Origin of the sequence: Flavobacterium marginilacus (genome assembly GCF_026870155.1) — a bacterium.
GTDB lineage: Bacteria > Bacteroidota > Bacteroidia > Flavobacteriales > Flavobacteriaceae > Flavobacterium > Flavobacterium marginilacus.
The window spans coordinates 2,292,945-2,309,012 of record NZ_CP113975.1 but is presented as its reverse complement, the minus strand read 5'-3'; the positions used below and the strand labels follow the sequence as shown (position 1 = coordinate 2,309,012).

Annotated in this window: 17 protein-coding genes and 1 pseudogene; 9 read left to right on the top strand and 9 right to left on the bottom strand. The window is 32.4% G+C overall.

Translation table 11 applies throughout. From position 1 onward, the window contains the following. Positions 1-595: 595 nt before the first annotated feature. On the top strand, positions 596-1,135 hold the full coding sequence (locus OZP07_RS09975) for a hypothetical protein (RefSeq protein WP_281638238.1): 540 nt from the start codon (positions 596-598) through the stop codon (positions 1,133-1,135). A gap of 147 nt (positions 1,136-1,282) precedes the next feature. On the opposite strand, the gene OZP07_RS09970 is transcribed toward OZP07_RS09975, so the two are convergent. The 5 genes from OZP07_RS09970 to OZP07_RS09950 form a co-directional block, all read right to left on the bottom strand. Then, on the bottom strand, positions 1,283-1,918 hold the full coding sequence (locus OZP07_RS09970) for an RloB family protein (RefSeq protein WP_281638237.1): 636 nt from the start codon (positions 1,916-1,918) through the stop codon (positions 1,283-1,285). Positions 1,919-1,920: 2 nt separating this feature from the next. Next, the gene (locus OZP07_RS09965) at positions 1,921-3,177 is read right to left on the bottom strand and encodes an AAA family ATPase (protein WP_281638236.1); all 1,257 of its coding nucleotides are present in this window, start codon (positions 3,175-3,177) and stop codon (positions 1,921-1,923) included. A 232-nt stretch (positions 3,178-3,409) separates the two neighbouring features. Next, positions 3,410-3,685, bottom strand: coding sequence for a transposase (locus OZP07_RS09960; protein ID WP_432419553.1), 276 nt, complete (start codon positions 3,683-3,685; stop codon positions 3,410-3,412). Next, entirely contained in the window at positions 3,607-4,020 is a 414-nt protein-coding gene (locus tag OZP07_RS09955; protein WP_281638234.1) for a hypothetical protein, read from the bottom strand. Before OZP07_RS09955 ends, OZP07_RS09960 begins: the two co-directional genes overlap by 79 nt. Continuing rightward, positions 4,020-4,427: an IS110 family transposase gene (locus OZP07_RS09950; RefSeq protein WP_281638233.1), complete on the bottom strand. Its 408-nt coding sequence runs from the start codon at positions 4,425-4,427 to the stop codon at positions 4,020-4,022. Before OZP07_RS09950 ends, OZP07_RS09955 begins: the two co-directional genes overlap by 1 nt. A gap of 1,105 nt (positions 4,428-5,532) precedes the next feature. On the opposite strand from OZP07_RS09950, the pseudogene OZP07_RS09945 reads away from it, so the two are divergent. Both OZP07_RS09945 and OZP07_RS09940 read left to right on the top strand, forming a co-directional pair. Continuing rightward, positions 5,533-5,743 (top strand): annotated as a pseudogene (locus OZP07_RS09945) (type II toxin-antitoxin system RelE/ParE family toxin). Between the two features lie 186 nt (positions 5,744-5,929). Beyond that, entirely contained in the window at positions 5,930-6,379 is a 450-nt protein-coding gene (locus OZP07_RS09940) for a GNAT family N-acetyltransferase (RefSeq protein WP_281638232.1), read from the top strand. 74 nt (positions 6,380-6,453) lie between these two features. On the opposite strand, the gene OZP07_RS09935 is transcribed toward OZP07_RS09940, so the two are convergent. Further along, complete coding sequence (locus OZP07_RS09935; protein ID WP_194641947.1) at positions 6,454-7,236, bottom strand: sulfite exporter TauE/SafE family protein; 783 nt, start codon at positions 7,234-7,236, stop codon at positions 6,454-6,456. A gap of 469 nt (positions 7,237-7,705) precedes the next feature. On the opposite strand from OZP07_RS09935, the gene rlmH reads away from it, so the two are divergent. Next, on the top strand, positions 7,706-8,179 hold the full coding sequence (rlmH, locus tag OZP07_RS09930; protein ID WP_194641946.1) for a 23S rRNA (pseudouridine(1915)-N(3))-methyltransferase RlmH: 474 nt from the start codon (positions 7,706-7,708) through the stop codon (positions 8,177-8,179). A 227-nt stretch (positions 8,180-8,406) separates the two neighbouring features. Next, entirely contained in the window at positions 8,407-8,874 is a 468-nt protein-coding gene (locus OZP07_RS09925; protein ID WP_194641945.1) for a CHRD domain-containing protein, read from the top strand. Positions 8,875-8,950: 76 nt separating this feature from the next. Here OZP07_RS09925 and OZP07_RS09920 read toward each other — a convergent pair whose 3' ends face one another. Beyond that, positions 8,951-9,571 (bottom strand): hypothetical protein, encoded by a 621-nt coding sequence (locus OZP07_RS09920; protein ID WP_281638231.1) that lies wholly within the window; start codon positions 9,569-9,571, stop codon positions 8,951-8,953. A 2-nt stretch (positions 9,572-9,573) separates the two neighbouring features. Next, positions 9,574-10,389 carry a dihydropteroate synthase gene (gene folP / locus OZP07_RS09915; RefSeq protein WP_281638230.1) on the bottom strand — a complete coding sequence of 272 codons (816 nt, stop codon included), beginning with the start codon at positions 10,387-10,389 and terminating at the stop codon, positions 9,574-9,576. Between the two features lie 169 nt (positions 10,390-10,558). Between folP and OZP07_RS09910 the strand changes: the two genes are divergently transcribed. The 4 genes from OZP07_RS09910 to tpiA all read left to right on the top strand — a co-directional run bounded on the left by OZP07_RS09910 (position 10,559) and on the right by tpiA (position 13,761). Next, a complete protein-coding gene (locus OZP07_RS09910; protein WP_281638229.1) occupies positions 10,559-11,095 on the top strand; it encodes a DUF1599 domain-containing protein in 537 nt (178 codons plus the stop codon). A gap of 46 nt (positions 11,096-11,141) precedes the next feature. Next, on the top strand, positions 11,142-12,242 hold the full coding sequence (locus OZP07_RS09905) for a BT_3928 family protein (protein WP_281638228.1): 1,101 nt from the start codon (positions 11,142-11,144) through the stop codon (positions 12,240-12,242). A gap of 215 nt (positions 12,243-12,457) precedes the next feature. Beyond that, positions 12,458-12,961 (top strand): TlpA family protein disulfide reductase, encoded by a 504-nt coding sequence (locus OZP07_RS09900; RefSeq protein ID WP_281638227.1) that lies wholly within the window; start codon positions 12,458-12,460, stop codon positions 12,959-12,961. A 47-nt stretch (positions 12,962-13,008) separates the two neighbouring features. Then, entirely contained in the window at positions 13,009-13,761 is a 753-nt protein-coding gene (tpiA, locus tag OZP07_RS09895) for a triose-phosphate isomerase (protein ID WP_194641941.1), read from the top strand. 173 nt (positions 13,762-13,934) lie between these two features. Here the strand turns inward: tpiA and OZP07_RS09890 are convergent, their stop codons facing one another. Next, entirely contained in the window at positions 13,935-15,602 is a 1,668-nt protein-coding gene (locus OZP07_RS09890; protein ID WP_281638226.1) for a tetratricopeptide repeat protein, read from the bottom strand. Between the last annotated feature and the right edge of the window lie 466 nt (positions 15,603-16,068).

Sequence of the window (16,068 nt, the reverse complement as noted above, 5' to 3'; positions counted from 1 at the left end):
GAAGCTCGCAACAGACGCAAAGCGGCGACACGTTAGGAGGCATTGCTCCGTGAACGAGACGCAGACGGTTTTAATTAGGATTTTAGGAACGAAAATATTGAACTGACGCAGAAACCGAGCTGGCGAAAAATTGAAGCGCAACTTGATGTTTAATAGTTGCGGACAAGCAAATGTTAATCACTTTATGGACATGCAAAGCGGAAAATTTTTGTCGATTTTTTTTGAGGTTTAATTGAAGATTTTTGAAGTGGAAATACAGAAATAAATTGAAACGGAATATTGGAAGGCGGAAAAACTTTGCGCAATTGGAATAGATAATTGGAATAGAGTTTCTGCCGTGCTTATCGTTCGTGTCACAACACCTCCTAACAGCCGTTACACGAGATTTGGGCATTAGGCTGAATTTAAAGATGGTTTTGTACTTTGGAAATTTGTACATATCCGAAAAAACTCGCATCTTTAATCCCAAACCTCGTGTAGCGCCAAGACGTTACCACACATTTTGAAAAAAACAGAACGCAAATACAATCTTGAAGAAATAAATCTGCTAAAAAGTAGAAAATATTCGCTTTGGAAACATTTTGAAAATTTCGGAATGAAATTAATTGGAATTACAATGGCTCTTTTAACACCTTTGTTGCTTTATGACAAATTTGTTGACGCAGTATCATCTGAAATACAACTAATGATTTTAATTCCTTTGTTAATATTTTCTTTTGGAATTGTGGTTTATTGGATGAACAAAAACGGAGAAATAGGTTGGAATAGAAAAGTTGAAAACGAAATTAAGAACGGAAAAGCACAAGTTTTGAAAATTGAAACGGAAAAAGTCTTTAAACGAAATGAAACATATGATTTAGGTTCTGGATTTTATATAAAAATATCAGAAAATAAAACTTTATTTCTACAAGGACAATATTTTGACCAATTGCAATATTCTCGGAAATTCCCAAATACAGAATTTGAAATTGTGAAAACTAATTTGACTCATAATAACTTAATTACTATAAATTCTTTTGGACAATATTTAAAACCTGAAAAGAAATTAAAGGCATTTGCGAAAGAAGATTATGAAAATAATAGAGTTCATTATGACGGAGAATTATTGAATATTCCAATAGATGAGATAAAATAAAAACGTGTGGTAACACTTGCTTTAAGAGATTTGGGCAATTGGCTTGATTTAAAAATGGTCTTGTATTTGGGATGTTTAGGCAAATCCGAAAACAAGGCATAATTTAATCCCAAACCTCTTGTAGCAAGGGAACGTTAGCTGAAAGTGTCACTCAACTTTGTCTTCAGAATAAATCCCCAAAGCTTTAATTAGTAAATGCATTTCACTATACGAATAACCTCTTTCATCTTTAAGATGACTTTTTAATGATGATTCAGAATTTCTATAAGCATTAATTATTGAGCCTTTTGGATTTTCTGTTTCAAAATTTTTATTAATGTTAACTATTGATTTAAAGAATTTTTCAGTTTTCTCATAATTAGGTCTATATTTTTTCAACTCTTTTTCAAGTTCATCATAACTATTAAACTTTTTAGTTAATACACCTTTTGTAAAATAATATAAAAACCACAATTCAGTACATCTTTCAGTTTCTATAAAAATTACTTTCGACTCAATACCTTTTGATTTCTTAACTAAGATTTTAGAATGATATTTTTTCACTAATGCAGAGTACTCGATTTGTGATTTTCCAGATGTTTTCCCATCCATATCAATTAAACAGTAAATTTCATCGAAACCCTTTTCAACACTTAAAAGTATATTTTTCTCCAAAGTTTTAAGGCTTGAAGCTTTTTTGCCCAATTCTCTAGGCATAACAACAAATGGAGAAATTCCTTTAAGAGATTCAATATAATATTTTTCAGTAATTCCTTCCCCAATTATTGCTATAGTTTTCCTCATAATCAAATTTGGTTTAGAATTGTGGATCCTAAATTAGGTTTAGCACCTAATTTTCCAATTTTATAAGCATTCAGAAGTGATAAATTTTTATGCAAACCTAAATCAGAAGCTTTATATAATTCTGAATTTGATTTATTTCTAGATTTTTCAACAAAACAAACCATATCTCTTCTCAACATCCAATCCTCACCAAGTAGCATTTGATTATGTGTTGAAAAAATTAATTGACTATCATTTTCGATTCTTAGAAAAGTTTCTAAAAAATGTAATAATAAATCATAATGCAAACTATCTTCCAATTCATCTTCTAGAACAATAGTACCACGATTACCTAATTCCATTAATAATCTTGCTAATCTAAAATAAATTCTAGTTCCCGAAGATTGCATTCCAAATTCAATTTGAAATTCCACATCATCATTTTTATGAGTAAATAAAACTTGTTTTTGAGGTTTTAATAGTTTTTCTTTTAGAGATTCGGTTAAACTATCATCTTTTGATATTTCTTCTATTAATTTACTGTTTAACTTTGATTCAATTACAGTAAAGTCAGTAATATTAAAATCTGCTCTACTCAATAAATCTAATAAAAATTCTTTTGTTTTCGGATCTTTATTGGCGTATTCAGCAATTTCAATTGAATCATTGTGTGCTCCTAATTCAATAACATTATTTCTTATCCAATCATATAACTCTAAAAGAATTTTTGGAGCATTAATGTTTTTTTTATTCAAAGTTGAAAGGACGGTGTGATTTTTAAGCGTTTCCGTATTAAACTCATTCTTAGTTTTTGATTTAATGTCAAAAGTACTTCCAAATTTTATTTCTTTTCCAATGCTTTTTTCATACAAATCAGACATAATCCCCGAATCCGTAACATATTCTAATTTTTCAAATAAAATTTCATTCTCGTTAAATTTAATTTCATATTTAAACTTTCTAGTTCCCATCCAAAAAACAATATCAAACTCAATAGGTTCTCCATTATTTAATTTAAAAGGTTTATAAAATTCAATTTTATTACTTTCTTTATCTTCTGATGAAATTAACATCATCCATAAAGTTTGAATTGCAATTAATAGATTTGATTTACCAGATGCATTGGAACCATAAATCACCAATAATTTTAGAATTTTTACGCCTTTTTTTGGCTCGTATGTTAACTCATTTAAAAGTGTTTTATCTGAATTAGCCAAAAAACTAACTGTCTGTTTATTATTAAATGATAAGAAATTTTTTAACGAAAACTCTTGAATCATAACTTGAAGCTTTAAATTCGTAATTTTTATACAAAAATACAATATAAAACAGTTAAAAACAAACTTAACATTACAAAACACCTTCAGCTAACAGCCGTTTGGCGAGATAGGGGTTTTAAGCTGAATTTAAAGATGGTTTTGTGTTTGTAAAATTTGTATTTAACCGAAAAATCTCGCGTCTTTATTCCCCAACCTCGCATTCTATGGCAAAATCCAAGTAAAAAATGCTAAATTACGCTGCAAATTTTTTAATGTTGACATAAGGTGTTCCGCGGTTAATGGTTGCAAAAATTCGTCCTAATAGTTTGCATCTTATATTATTTAAAACCAACATTTTTGATTTTCCTTCGGCTACTTTTCGTTCGTAATATTGTTTAAGTTCTGTGTCGTGTTTTTTGCTGTTTAAAGCGCACATATTCAGTAACGATTTTAGTTTTTTATCTGCCAGATGATTGACCTTTGTCCTTCCTTTAATAGAACTGCCCGAACTGTATTCAAATGGAGCCACTCCTGCATAACAAGCCACTTGTCGCCAGTTTTCGAAGGACTGAAACGATTGGTAACTAAGATAATATACAAGGCAGTTTGTGGTCCAACTCCTGGGATACTTTGGATGAGTTCATTCTGCAATTTGAGCTGCTCATTGGATTGAATGATTTCTTTCATTTTCTGTTCAACTTTTTCGATTGCTTTTTGAAGCTGTTTAACAACTACTTTGTTAATTTTTAAAACATCATCCATAGCTTCTTTGGGGATGTAGCCGATTCCTTCACTGGTACTTCCTATGATACGCAGGGTTTTAAGTAGTTTTTCACGCTCTGTAAAAAGTAATTTAAGTTCCATTAATGATAAATTAATGATAACTCTGGAAGCTGTGTTAATCGTAGCTTGTGCAAATGTGTTAAGGCATAAAACGCAATATCCTTAGAGTCATTTTTATCAGTTTTCCCTCTGGAGATTCCTTTACTGCGTTTGATTTCAATGGCTGGAATCATCCAATAATCGATCTTGTACTGAGTCAAATAACATCCCAAAGGAAGTGAATAAACACCAGTGTCTTCAAAACTAACCAATACGTTTTCCAAAGCAATTTTCCGGCTGTTTAATTGCTTTACAATCTCTTTAATCCCTTTGACGTCATTGCTTACTAAAAAGTGAAATGTTTTCTTTCCTAATGGTTTTTCAAGAAAAGTAACATCTAATTTTAACTTAGAAACATCAATCCCTACAAAAAATAAATAGTTTTTCATACATTTGATTTTAAGTGAAATAAAAAGTTGAATTTGCTTTAAAGCCTTTATTAGACCCGTCGTCTATCATTCTATTTGAAGCCATTCAACAAAACTCAAGGAGGAGCAGAAGACTAATGCGAGGTATGGATCATGAGTCTGGCCAAGCGCGTAGTTCACTTCTGCTTTCCTTTGAGAAATTTACAAAATTTATGCTTTTACAAAGTAAAGGCTTTTACAAAGTAAAGGCAAAGCGACCAAACGTTATGCGGGAGTTATGCCGAAATTACGCAGATGAAAACAATCAGAAAATAAACATTGGTTTCCGCAAGAAGTTGACAATGCAGAAGCGTGAAAATTGGAATCGCCAACAGAAATCGGAAAGTTGGAATCTGACAATTGACAGACGAAAAACTGAAGTGTGAAAGTTAGAATCTGCCAATAGAAACTTGAAAAACTGAAACTTGATTTTTTTACGCAGAATTTTAAAGTGAAAAATAAAACATTGAAAATTGCAAACCGAAAAGCAGAAACGTGAAAATTGGAATGTGCCAACAGAAGCGTGAAAGTTTTGTGTGAAAATTGTAATTTCGACAAAATAACCCCCGCATAACAGCTAGAGTTTCGTTGCGTGCGTAGCACGAACAATAAAACTTGTGTTGAACGGAACCGCTGTGATTCCGCGACTATGGAGTTATCGTAAAAGAGATTTGTAATTTTTCAAGAGGTCAATGCACCTCTTTTTTTTGGGATGGTTTCGCTTGGTTTTTTTTCGTGTTTTCCGTCACTTTTGAGCATAACTTCCCTTACCCGTAAAATTAGTTTTGACAGGAATCGGAATTTTGGTTGCTGCCAAGATACCAAGCAGGCGGACCGCGCTCACGGCATTCGCTTTTAAAAGTTTCTGACACGAATTACACTAATTTGCACGAATTAAGATCGCTGTTTAATTACACAAAATATTCGAAACTGTAAAAGTTGTAAAATTTGATTTCAATTTTGATAAGAATTAGTGTTAATTGGTGAAATTCGTGTTTATCTTTTTTTAAATGCAAATGCCGTGGCATCGCTGAAGATTTTGAATCAAAAAAGTTTTTAAAATTCCTAAAAGCCAGAAAAAAATAGAATGCCAAAATATCGTTTTACGGATAAAGCTCTTAATGATCTAACAGACATTTGGGATTATGCTGTAGAAGAATGGTCTCAAAATCAAGCGGAGAAATATTATAATCTATAAATGCGGCCAGCATATTATCTTTTACCGTGAAATTTCAAAAAATGAAATTGAGATTGTAAGGATACTTCATGGCATGATGGATTTAAAAAATAAATTCTGAAAAATACAATCTAATCAGAAAAAACAAAATTATTCATCGTAAAATCCAATACTTCTAATTTTTATAGCTGACTCATTTTTTGCAATTAAATTGAAAAAAAAACTTTTCAAAACTCACTGCTCGGGTTCGCAAAAAACAAAAAAAGAAATCAAATATTTTTATCTTTACAACAACAATAAACAAACCATGCCCAACACAATAAGAACAACAGCCGAAAACAAAGACTTTCGAAAACTTGTAGTTTTACTTGACCAGGTTTTGGCTGAATTAGACGGCGAAGACCATTCTTTTTATGCCCAGTTTGACAAACTGGATAATATCAAAAATGTCGTGGTCTGCTATGAGGATAACGAAGCGGCTGGCTGTGGCGCTTTCAAAGAATTTGATGCTGATACTGTCGAAATAAAAAGGATGTTTGTCCATCCTGATTTTCGGGGTAAAGGAATTGCGAGTGCTGTTTTGAAAGAACTGGAACTTTGGGCAGGTGAAAATAATTACTCCAGCTGTGTTCTCGAAACTGGAGCAAACAATCCAAAAGCAATTGCTTTGTACCGCAGATCGGGTTACGAAATTATCCCCAATTACGGCCAATATGAAAATGTAGAAACCAGTGTTTGCCTAAAAAAGCTAATATAAAATGAAGAGCAGTAACCTTAGACAAAAGTCCAATGTTACTGCTCTATAAAAATATATAAACTCTTAAAAAACTACTAGCTGATCAGCTTAAATCCAACAAAAAACAGCATAACTGCAATCGCATTTCTTAACAATAAATCCGGCATTTTTCCGCTTAACATACTTCCAACATAAATTCCAGGAAGTGATCCCATCAATAATTGGCCAAGCAATGCCAAATCTAAATTACCCATTGAGGCATGTCCCAATCCTGCTACAAGAGTCAAAGGCACTGCATGAGCAATTTCGGTACCAACCAAACGAGGTGTTGGCAAAAGCGGGTATAAGAAAAACAATGTAACCGTTCCTAATGCTCCCGCACCAATAGAAGTCAGCGTTACAGTTGCTCCCAATAAGACACCAATTGCAATAGTCAATAAATTTTGTGTTCTGCTCTCGCTATGAAATTTATCTCCGGCATGTTTTTGAGATAAAACCAAAAGTTTCTTTTTGAACAAAATCGCTACCGAAGTAAAGACCAAAGCCCATCCCAAACTGTATTTTATAATATTATTTAAAGCTGTCGTATCAGCATGCAGACTGTGCAAAATCCATAATGTAATTAAGGCTGCAGGCACACTTCCAAGAGAAAGCCAGCCAGTAATAGTCCAATTGATATTCTTTTTTTTGTTATGAACCAAAACTCCTCCAGATTTAGTAATCGCAGCATATAATAAGTCAGTTCCAACCGCTGTAGACGGCGGTATGTTAAAATACAATAAAATAGGTGTCATCAAGGACCCTCCCCCTACTCCTGTCATACCCACAATAAAACCTACAACTAATCCGGCAATAATTAAACCTATCTGAAAATCCATAAAATTGAAATTTTTTTTTGGCAAAAATAGAAAAAACTCCAATACTATATGCATCACAGAGCTTCTCGATAACCTCTTCAATCATTCAAATTCATTGCTTTAGTATCAAAAAAGCATCATTTCCAAATTAGCATTATAGCATATAAAAGCAATTTGCTGCCAAAATCATTTAATATTCGACTAAAACCATAGAAATTAAATACATTTCGCGCATTTTTTTATAAATTTAATAATAATCCTATGGACTTACTAGATTATATAAAAAATTAATAAAATTATTTTAAAAATAAATATTTTTCTTACGAATTAGAACTGGTTTTCGGTAATAAAAAGTTCTGAAAGCGCAAAATGCAGCTTTAAAATTGAATTAAACCACTATAGAAAACATCAAAAGTATTACTGAGAAGAATTTTTCATAAATCTAAACACAAACTGCTTTTTTGTAACTTCGCCTTTTCAAACATCAAATATGAACATCAGACTAATAGCTATAGGCAAGACCGACAATAAATCATTGCAGACGTTAATTGATGATTATACCAAAAGACTGTCTTTCTACATCAAGTTTGATTTAGAGATTATTCCCGATATCAAAAACGTTAAAAATCTATCTGAAAGCCAGCAGAAAGAAAAAGAAGGTGAACTCATTTTATCCAAAATAACTCCGACAGATCAGCTTATTTTGCTTGACGAAAACGGAAAAACCTTTAACAGTGTAGCCTTTTCAGCCGAATTACAGAAAAAAATGAATTCTGGTATCAAAACACTGGTTTTTGTAATTGGCGGACCTTATGGTTTTTCGGATACGGTTTATGCAAAAGCAAATGGAAAAATATCGCTTTCGCTGATGACTTTCTCTCATCAGATGGTACGTTTATTTTTTATTGAACAATTGTACAGAGGCTTTACCATTTTGAGAAATGAGCCTTACCATCATCAGTAAAACTCATATTTGTCGCTTATTTATTCAAAATGGTAATACTGCATCAGCCTTGGATTCACATTATTTTTTGACTAATAAAAATACAAGTTTCATAATCAATATTTTACACCAAAAAGAGATTTAATTAAAAATATAAATCGTAAATTTATTATATTTTTATTAAATCTTAATAAAATTTAATAATTGTATTTTTTCAACCTTTTTTTAACCCTAAAAAATACATAATTATGAAATCTTTACTTGGTTTTACAGCAATTTTGCTATTGCTTTTTACTGGAATTTCTTGTTCCAGCAGTGACGACTCCCCAACTCCGACTCCGACTCCTGTTATTGTAACTTTCAATGCTGCACTAACTCCAGTATCTGGTACAGGCTCAATGGCATCAGGAAATGCTGAGCTTAAATTCAACCAGACAGCTAAGACATTTGAAATTACTGTAACTTTTACAGGAATAACACCTAAGCATGGCCATATCCACGCTGCAGACGGCGCTATAGTTTTTCCTTTCTCCGATGCAGTTGTTGCTGCCTCTCCAATAAAACTGACATTTGATATAAATGATGCCCAAATTGCAGAACTGATGGCCAATCATTACTATGTAAACCTGCATACTGATGCTTTTCCAACGGGTGAAATCAGCGGCACACTGATCAAAGCAGGAACTTCAGGCGGAGGTGGCGGCGGAGGATATTAATTCTAAAACTTTAAAAAAAAGTCTTTCTATTCAAAACAGAAAGACTTTTGTTATTTAAAACAATAAAGAAATCAAATTAATAAACACATTCTTCAGAAATTACATTTTTCAGCTCAATTGTCCTAATAAAAATTTTATTCTGAATATAACTCCCATAACTGCTGTTTTTATCAAAACAATATCTTATTTTCTGCAGCCCATCATTAAAATTATTGATGACGTTTTGCAATTCATTTTTAGAAACCAATTCATTGTTTACTTTTATCTTTCCATCTTTAGAGAAAAAAACTACTATGCCTTTTAATGGTTTCTCCATTTTATAATGTATCATCGTAAAAGGCAGAAAAGCTAAATTTTTACCAATAGAATCAGCATACGAATAATAGTTTTGGGCAGCTATATTTTTGTGGGCACCATCTCCGCTTTTTTTTGCCTGCAGTTTTATTACTTCAGGAATTACCAGTCGCAATGGCAGGCGTTTGTCAATATTCAAAATCCAATTTGTTGTACTAATGCTGTTATTTCTATTTACTTCGGCTAAAGTATCTCTATCCTTTACTCTGAAAAAAATGTAAATTGGAGACAAATCCACTACTTCTTTTACAATGGTCCGATCAACCTTTGGAAGCAGAATATCTTCTTTATTGCCACAAGAAAAAAACAGCAGCGCGGCTATTGCTAATATATACTTCATCATTTTTAACTTAATTTACTATATAATCTTATACATTCCATTGCTTCTTTCACATCATGAACTCTCAATACCTTTGCTCCTTTTATCAAAGCAACTGTATTCAAAACAGTCGTGCCGTTCAAAGCCATTTCGGCATTTGTGTCTAGCTCTTTATAAATCATAGATTTTCTGGAAACCCCTGCTAACAAAGGCAGTTCAAGCATTTGAAACAATTCCATTTTTTTCATCACATCATAATTTTGTTCCAATGTTTTGGCAAAGCCAAAGCCGGGATCCAAAATTAAATCATTAATTCCTAAAGCCCTTGCGGCAGCAATACGTTCCGAAAAATAAAACAGCATTTCCTTGATAATATCTTCATATTGAGTAAAAGTCTGCATCGTCTGCGGTGTTCCTTTCATGTGCATCATGATATACGGAACCTGATATTCTGAAATGGTTTCGAGCATTTTGTCATCCAGCAATCCTGCCGAAATATCGTTGATAATTGCAGCGCCGCTCTCGATACATACCTTTGCTACTCCAGCCCTGAAAGTATCAATTGACAAAATAATTTCCGGAAAATGTTTCTGCAGCAGATTCACAACAGGGATTATTCTTAAAATTTCTTCTTCTTCCGAAACAAATTCTGCATTCGGCTTGCTCGAATAAGCACCGACATCAATAAATGAAGCGCCTTCACTGAGCATTTTATCTACTCGTTTAAGCAGTTCTTCTTCATTTTTATATTTTCCTCCATCAAAAAAAGAATTTGGAGTTATATTCAAAATACCCATCACTTTTGGAGCAGATAAATCGATAAGCCGGCCTTTACAGTTCATTCTTTATTAGTTTTTACAATTGGTAAGCAATTTCAAAAATCAATGACAATTTCAATCAAAAATTTTCCGAAATCATTTGTCATTCTGCAGTCAAAAATCGTTAATCAGCAATCTTCAATCGAAATTTATTCTTATTTTTGAGGCAATTTTATACAAATATACACCAATAATGACGAAAACTTCACAAGAATATGATGGCGTAATCACTATCTGCCGCACACTTTTTATCAATAAAATGAAAGATTACGGCAGTGCCTGGCGTATTTTGAGACTTCCTTCTCTAACTGATCAAATCTTCATCAAAGCACAAAGAATACGAAGTTTACAGGAAAATGAGATTCGAAAAATTGACGAAGATGAAAGCGGAGAATTCATAGGTATTATCAATTATTCGATTATGGCTTTAATTCAGCTGGAATTAGGGGTGGTCGATCAGCCTGATTTGGAAACCGAAAAAGCAACAAAATTATATGATGCCAAAGTAGCTTTGACCAAAGAATTAATGGAAAACAAAAACCACGATTATGGAGAAGCCTGGCGTGAAATGCGCGTAAGTTCGCTTACCGATCTGATTCTGCAAAAACTGCTTCGTGTTAAACAAATCGAAGACAATAAAGGAAAAACAATCGTATCTGAAGGAATCGATGCTAATTATCAGGACATGATTAATTATTCGGTTTTTGCTTTGATTTTAATGAAAAAATAGATTAAAAATATCTCTGTACAATACCCCAAACTAAAACAAACTTAAAATGAAAAACATCATCACCCAATTCTCCCGGATTTTTGTCGGAGTATTGTTTATAATCTCAGGATTGATTAAACTAAATGACCCTGTTGGTTTCTCCTACAAACTGACCGAATACTTTAGCGAACCGGTTTTCAATATGCCTGTTTTTGTGCCTTTTTCTTTGGCAATTGCTTTGTTTATTGTAATTCTGGAAGTAGTTTTAGGCGTAATGCTGCTAATTGGTTTCAAATCAAAACTGACGATTTGGCTTTTACTGCTTTTAATCATCAAATTTACTTTTCTTACCTTTTACTCTGCTTACTTTGATGTGGTCAAAGACTGTGGCTGTTTTGGCGATGCACTGCACCTTACACCTTGGCAGTCTTTTACAAAAGACGTTGTTTTATTATTTTTTATATTGATTCTGTTTATTAATATGAAATTGATAAAGTCTCTATTTTCTGATAAAATCCAAAATAGCTTAGCAGTACTTTCGGTTTTACTCTGTGCATTCATGGGGTATTGGGTAATCAATCATTTGCCTTTAAAAGATTTTCGTCCATACAAAGTTGGAAATAACATCCAAAAAGGAATGGAAATTCCTGAAGGTGCGCCAAAATCAGTTGTTGAAATGATTTTTATCTACAAAGTAAATGGTGTTGACAAAGAATTCACAGAGAAAGATTTATCGAATATTCCAGCTGGAGCGACTTTTGTAGACCGAAAAGATAAAGTTATTACTGAAGGCTACGTTCCTCCTATCCACGATTTTGCAATGGAAAAAGACGGATCTGATTATAAAGAAGAACTGCTTCAGGAGCCAAAACTGCTAATGATAGTTGCTTATGATCTAGCCCTTGCCAATGCTGACGGTCTTGCCAAAATGGAGCTGATTAATAAAAATGCTTCCGCAAAAGGTTATAAAGTGATCGGCATGACTGCTTCATCTCCGGAAAAGATTGCAGAAATCAAAAAACAATACGGAATCACTTTCGATTTTTATTTCTGTGATGCCATTCCGCTGAAAACAATTGAAAGAGCTAATCCAAGTTTTGTAATTCTTGAAAAAGGAACTGTAAAACAAAAAGTACATTATAATGATACCGATGATTTAGTTTTCTAAATTTCATCTTTAACTATAAAAATCAGCCTTGCAGAAATATTATTTTCCTGCAGGGCTTTTTTTTAAAATGCCGTTATCAATTAAAATCAAGCACAGGAAAAAAATATTAACTATAACGATATTGTGACCTTTTTTGAGGTTTTTTATTTTAAAATTATAAAATCTGCTTACTTAATTTACAATTCTTTGGTTAACTTTGTAAAAACTTAATTTAAATGAAAAAAATTGCTCTTTTAATTATTTCTTTTGTAACATTCTCCTGTACTCAAGCCCAAAAAATTCAGAAAACAGAATTCTCTGAAAAAGCACTTTCTGAAACCTTATTAGATTCAAATGATAAACAGGTTAAATTTCAAGATATTTTAAAAAAACAAAAAGGAAAAACTACTGTAATAGAAGTTTGGGCTTCCTGGTGTGGTGATTGTGTAAAAGCAATGCCAAAATTAAAAGAACTTCAAGCTGCTAATCCAAAAGTTTCGTATGTATTTATTTCTATGGACAAAACTGCTGAAAAGTGGAAACTGGGCATCGAAAAACATGAATTAAAAGGATTGCATTTTATGGCAAACGACGGAATGAAAGGTGCTTTTGGCACAGCAATAGACTTAGATTGGATTCCTAGATATATCATTATAGATAAAAAAGGAAAAATCGCTGTATACCGTGCTATAGAAACCGATTTTGCACAAATTGATGAAACACTAAAAAAACTGCAATAAAAAACTGCAGCATATATTAATTACACAAAACTATAAATACTACAAAAATGAGAAAGAAGATTGTTGCAGGAAACTGGAAAATGCATAAAAATGCTGCACAAACAAAAGAACTATTAAACGAGTTACTAACTCAAATTCCAGCTGAAACTGCTGCACAGGTAATTGTTGCTCCAACATTTATAAACTTGGCTTCAGCCGTAGAAAACTTAACACATTCAAATATAGCAGTTGCTGCACAAAATTTACACCAAGCAGAAAGCGGTGCTTTTACAGGTGAAATATCTGCTGATATGATTAAAAGCGTTGGTGTAAGCAACGTAATTTTAGGCCACTCAGAGCGCAGAGCTATTTTTAATGAAACTGATGCTATTATCGCTAGCAAAGTAAATACAGCATTGAAACATGATTTGACAGTAATTTTCTGTTTCGGTGAAGAATTAAAAGACCGTCAGTCTGGAAATCATTTCAACATTGTTGAAAACCAATTAAAAGACGGCTTATTCCACATTGAAGCAAAAGACTGGGAAAAAATCGTTTTGGCTTATGAGCCAGTTTGGGCTATTGGAACCGGAGAAACTGCTTCACCTGAGCAAGCACAGGAAATGCACGAATTCATCAGAGAAACTGTTCGTAAAGCTTTTGGAAGCGATATCGCCGAAGACTTAACGATCCTTTACGGAGGAAGCGTAAAACCAGATAATGCCAAAGAAATCTTCTCTAAACCAGACGTAGACGGAGGACTTATTGGCGGTGCTGCACTTAATGCAAAAGATTTTATTTCTATTGTAACATCAATCTAAAATCCTTAAATAATTTAACTTCTAAAAGTTCAATTATTCAAATACAAAAGGAGCTGTTCAATTCAATTTGAAACAGCTCCTTTTTTTATGTTCTATATATTTTTTTAAAATTTTAGAACATAAAACCAGCGGCAGGAATACCGCTGGCTTTTCAATAATCAAATAAACAACCTCTATTGTAACGATTTTAATTGATCTGCTGCATATTGATTGGCTGGATCAATTCCTAATGTTTTATTGAAAGTATCTTTTGCTTTTACTTTATCATTCGCAGCATAAATAACTCCCAAATTATTATAAGCTTCTATTAATTTAGATTTCATTCCTTTGGAACTCAACTCTTCAACGCTTTTCTTTTTAGCAGCAGCTATAAAATCTTCGTAGTTTTTTGCCACAAGAACATCGTTTTTAAGTAAGACCTGTATTCTGGCTTTAAAAAGATAAGCATCCTGAGTTGATGGTGATGACTGAATAATGATATCCAAAGAAGCATCTGACTTTTTCAGCAGATCGGTTTGCTGTGCAGTTAAATTCTCAGCATTATAATAAGACCAATAAACTGATGATGCAAAAAAGAAATTATCCATTAAATAGGATTTTGTTTCCGTGTTGCCAATCGCGATTTCATAAACAGATGCCGCATCGGCATATAATTTTTTCTCATATAGTTTTTTGGCCTGATCGGGAAGTTCTGCTGCTACAGCCGGGCTCATTTCAAATGATTTTTTAAAATCTGAAATTCCGTCGCTGATTAATGTATTATCAACTGGAACCGCATTCAATCCTTTACTTAATTTTGCAGCGCCAATATAAAAATAATCTCTGCCGATAACACGGTTTGAAGCATTTGAAACAAAAGACAATAAAGAACTTATAGCCGTATCAAAATTATTATTATAGTAAGCAGAATAGCCTAAATAACGATATATTCTTGGATTTACATTATCCAATTTACTCATTTCATTCGCTTCTTTTTCAAGTGATTTATAATCGGTTGCAAGAATTAAAAAATCAGCATGACGCATACGGGAATCCAAAGAGTAGTCCGTTAAAGACATATATTTTTCATAAAATGCCAAACCTTTTGAGATATGCTCTTCATATTTCCTAGCATCGTTTAACGCCCAAAGATATTGTGTCTCGGCAAGCTCGCGATAAACTGGACCGTAATTTGGATTCATAGCAATTACTTCATCAAAAGAGGTTAAAGCAATCGGAAAATTATGGGCATTTTTGATTAATGTACCCAATCCCATTTTTGCTCTCAGCAAAGTATTATCCAATCGAAAAGCCTCACGATAACATTCGTAAGCTTCATTTTGCTTTTTATCAATTTTATAAGCATCTCCCAAGGCCAATAAAACAGCAGTATTAGCAGGATCAATTTCTCTTGACTTACTTAAAATCTCAATCGCTTTTTTATAATCCGGATGATCAGAAAAAGTATAGGCTTTACCAATAAATACTTTTTCTTCTAAATCTCTTTTGCCGGTATTTTTAACTGCTAATGCAAAATACTTTTCAGCTTCGGCATTATCACCTTTATCCAATGCGATATTACCCAATCCAATATAATTGAAATTTCCTTTGGATGAATATGCAATTCCAGCATCAAAATGTTTTTTGGCCGTTTCCTGATCACCTATTAACAGATAAACATTCCCCAAAAGAAATTTTGCATAACCATCTGCGGGTTTAGCTGCCGTAAGGGTTTCTAAAATATTTTTTGCCTTTTCATATTGTTCTGCATCGATAGCCTCCTTTACTTGTTTTATATCCTGTGCATGCCCAAATACAACAAAAAACAGTAGTGCTGCGGTATAAATAAAAACTTTTTTCATAATAGATTTATTAATTTGATTATTAGAATAACACTGTTTAAAACTTTCCTAAAACAGTATTACAAAGATAAAAAAAATCAAAATAAAAACATCAATTTTAAAGAGTTAATTAACTGTATTTCAGTTATTTATATTTTAAAAAACATGATAAAAATCATATTTTATATCATTCAAAAAAAGTATAATTTCTGCTAAAAAAGTTTTATTTCCACTTTCCTTTAATCAATAAAAAACTCAATCAATTCATTTACAAAATAATATTCCAGATTATACAGCAAAAAAGATATAAGAGTTGAAAAAGAAGATTATTTATTGGTCTCAAATAGAGTTTAAAACTATGCACTTTCAGTGGATCCCGCTTTAGCTTCTAAAAAAGTTTTTGCCATAGATTCACAGATTTTAAAATCATTTTTTATCTGTGAATGAATCAGTGACAAAATTTCATCAATTTTCGCAATCCAACCAT

Bases quoted from the DNA above. Each gene is read 5' to 3' on its own strand.
- OZP07_RS09975 (WP_281638238.1), top strand. From the start codon at position 596: ATGAAATTAATTGGAATTACAATGGCTCTTTTAACACCTTTGTTGCTT.
- OZP07_RS09970 (WP_281638237.1), bottom strand. From the start codon at position 1,918: ATGAGGAAAACTATAGCAATAATTGGGGAAGGAATTACTGAAAAATAT.
- OZP07_RS09965 (WP_281638236.1), bottom strand. From the start codon at position 3,177: ATGATTCAAGAGTTTTCGTTAAAAAATTTCTTATCATTTAATAATAAA.
- OZP07_RS09955 (WP_281638234.1), bottom strand. From the start codon at position 4,020: ATGGAACTTAAATTACTTTTTACAGAGCGTGAAAAACTACTTAAAACC.
- OZP07_RS09950 (WP_281638233.1), bottom strand. From the start codon at position 4,427: ATGAAAAACTATTTATTTTTTGTAGGGATTGATGTTTCTAAGTTAAAA.
- OZP07_RS09940 (WP_281638232.1), top strand. From the start codon at position 5,930: ATGCCCAACACAATAAGAACAACAGCCGAAAACAAAGACTTTCGAAAA.
- OZP07_RS09935 (WP_194641947.1), bottom strand. From the start codon at position 7,236: ATGGATTTTCAGATAGGTTTAATTATTGCCGGATTAGTTGTAGGTTTT.
- rlmH (WP_194641946.1), top strand. From the start codon at position 7,706: ATGAACATCAGACTAATAGCTATAGGCAAGACCGACAATAAATCATTG.
- OZP07_RS09925 (WP_194641945.1), top strand. From the start codon at position 8,407: ATGAAATCTTTACTTGGTTTTACAGCAATTTTGCTATTGCTTTTTACT.
- OZP07_RS09920 (WP_281638231.1), bottom strand. From the start codon at position 9,571: ATGATGAAGTATATATTAGCAATAGCCGCGCTGCTGTTTTTTTCTTGT.
- folP (WP_281638230.1), bottom strand. From the start codon at position 10,389: ATGAACTGTAAAGGCCGGCTTATCGATTTATCTGCTCCAAAAGTGATG.
- OZP07_RS09910 (WP_281638229.1), top strand. From the start codon at position 10,559: ATGACGAAAACTTCACAAGAATATGATGGCGTAATCACTATCTGCCGC.
- OZP07_RS09905 (WP_281638228.1), top strand. From the start codon at position 11,142: ATGAAAAACATCATCACCCAATTCTCCCGGATTTTTGTCGGAGTATTG.
- OZP07_RS09900 (WP_281638227.1), top strand. From the start codon at position 12,458: ATGAAAAAAATTGCTCTTTTAATTATTTCTTTTGTAACATTCTCCTGT.
- tpiA (WP_194641941.1), top strand. From the start codon at position 13,009: ATGAGAAAGAAGATTGTTGCAGGAAACTGGAAAATGCATAAAAATGCT.
- OZP07_RS09890 (WP_281638226.1), bottom strand. From the start codon at position 15,602: ATGAAAAAAGTTTTTATTTATACCGCAGCACTACTGTTTTTTGTTGTA.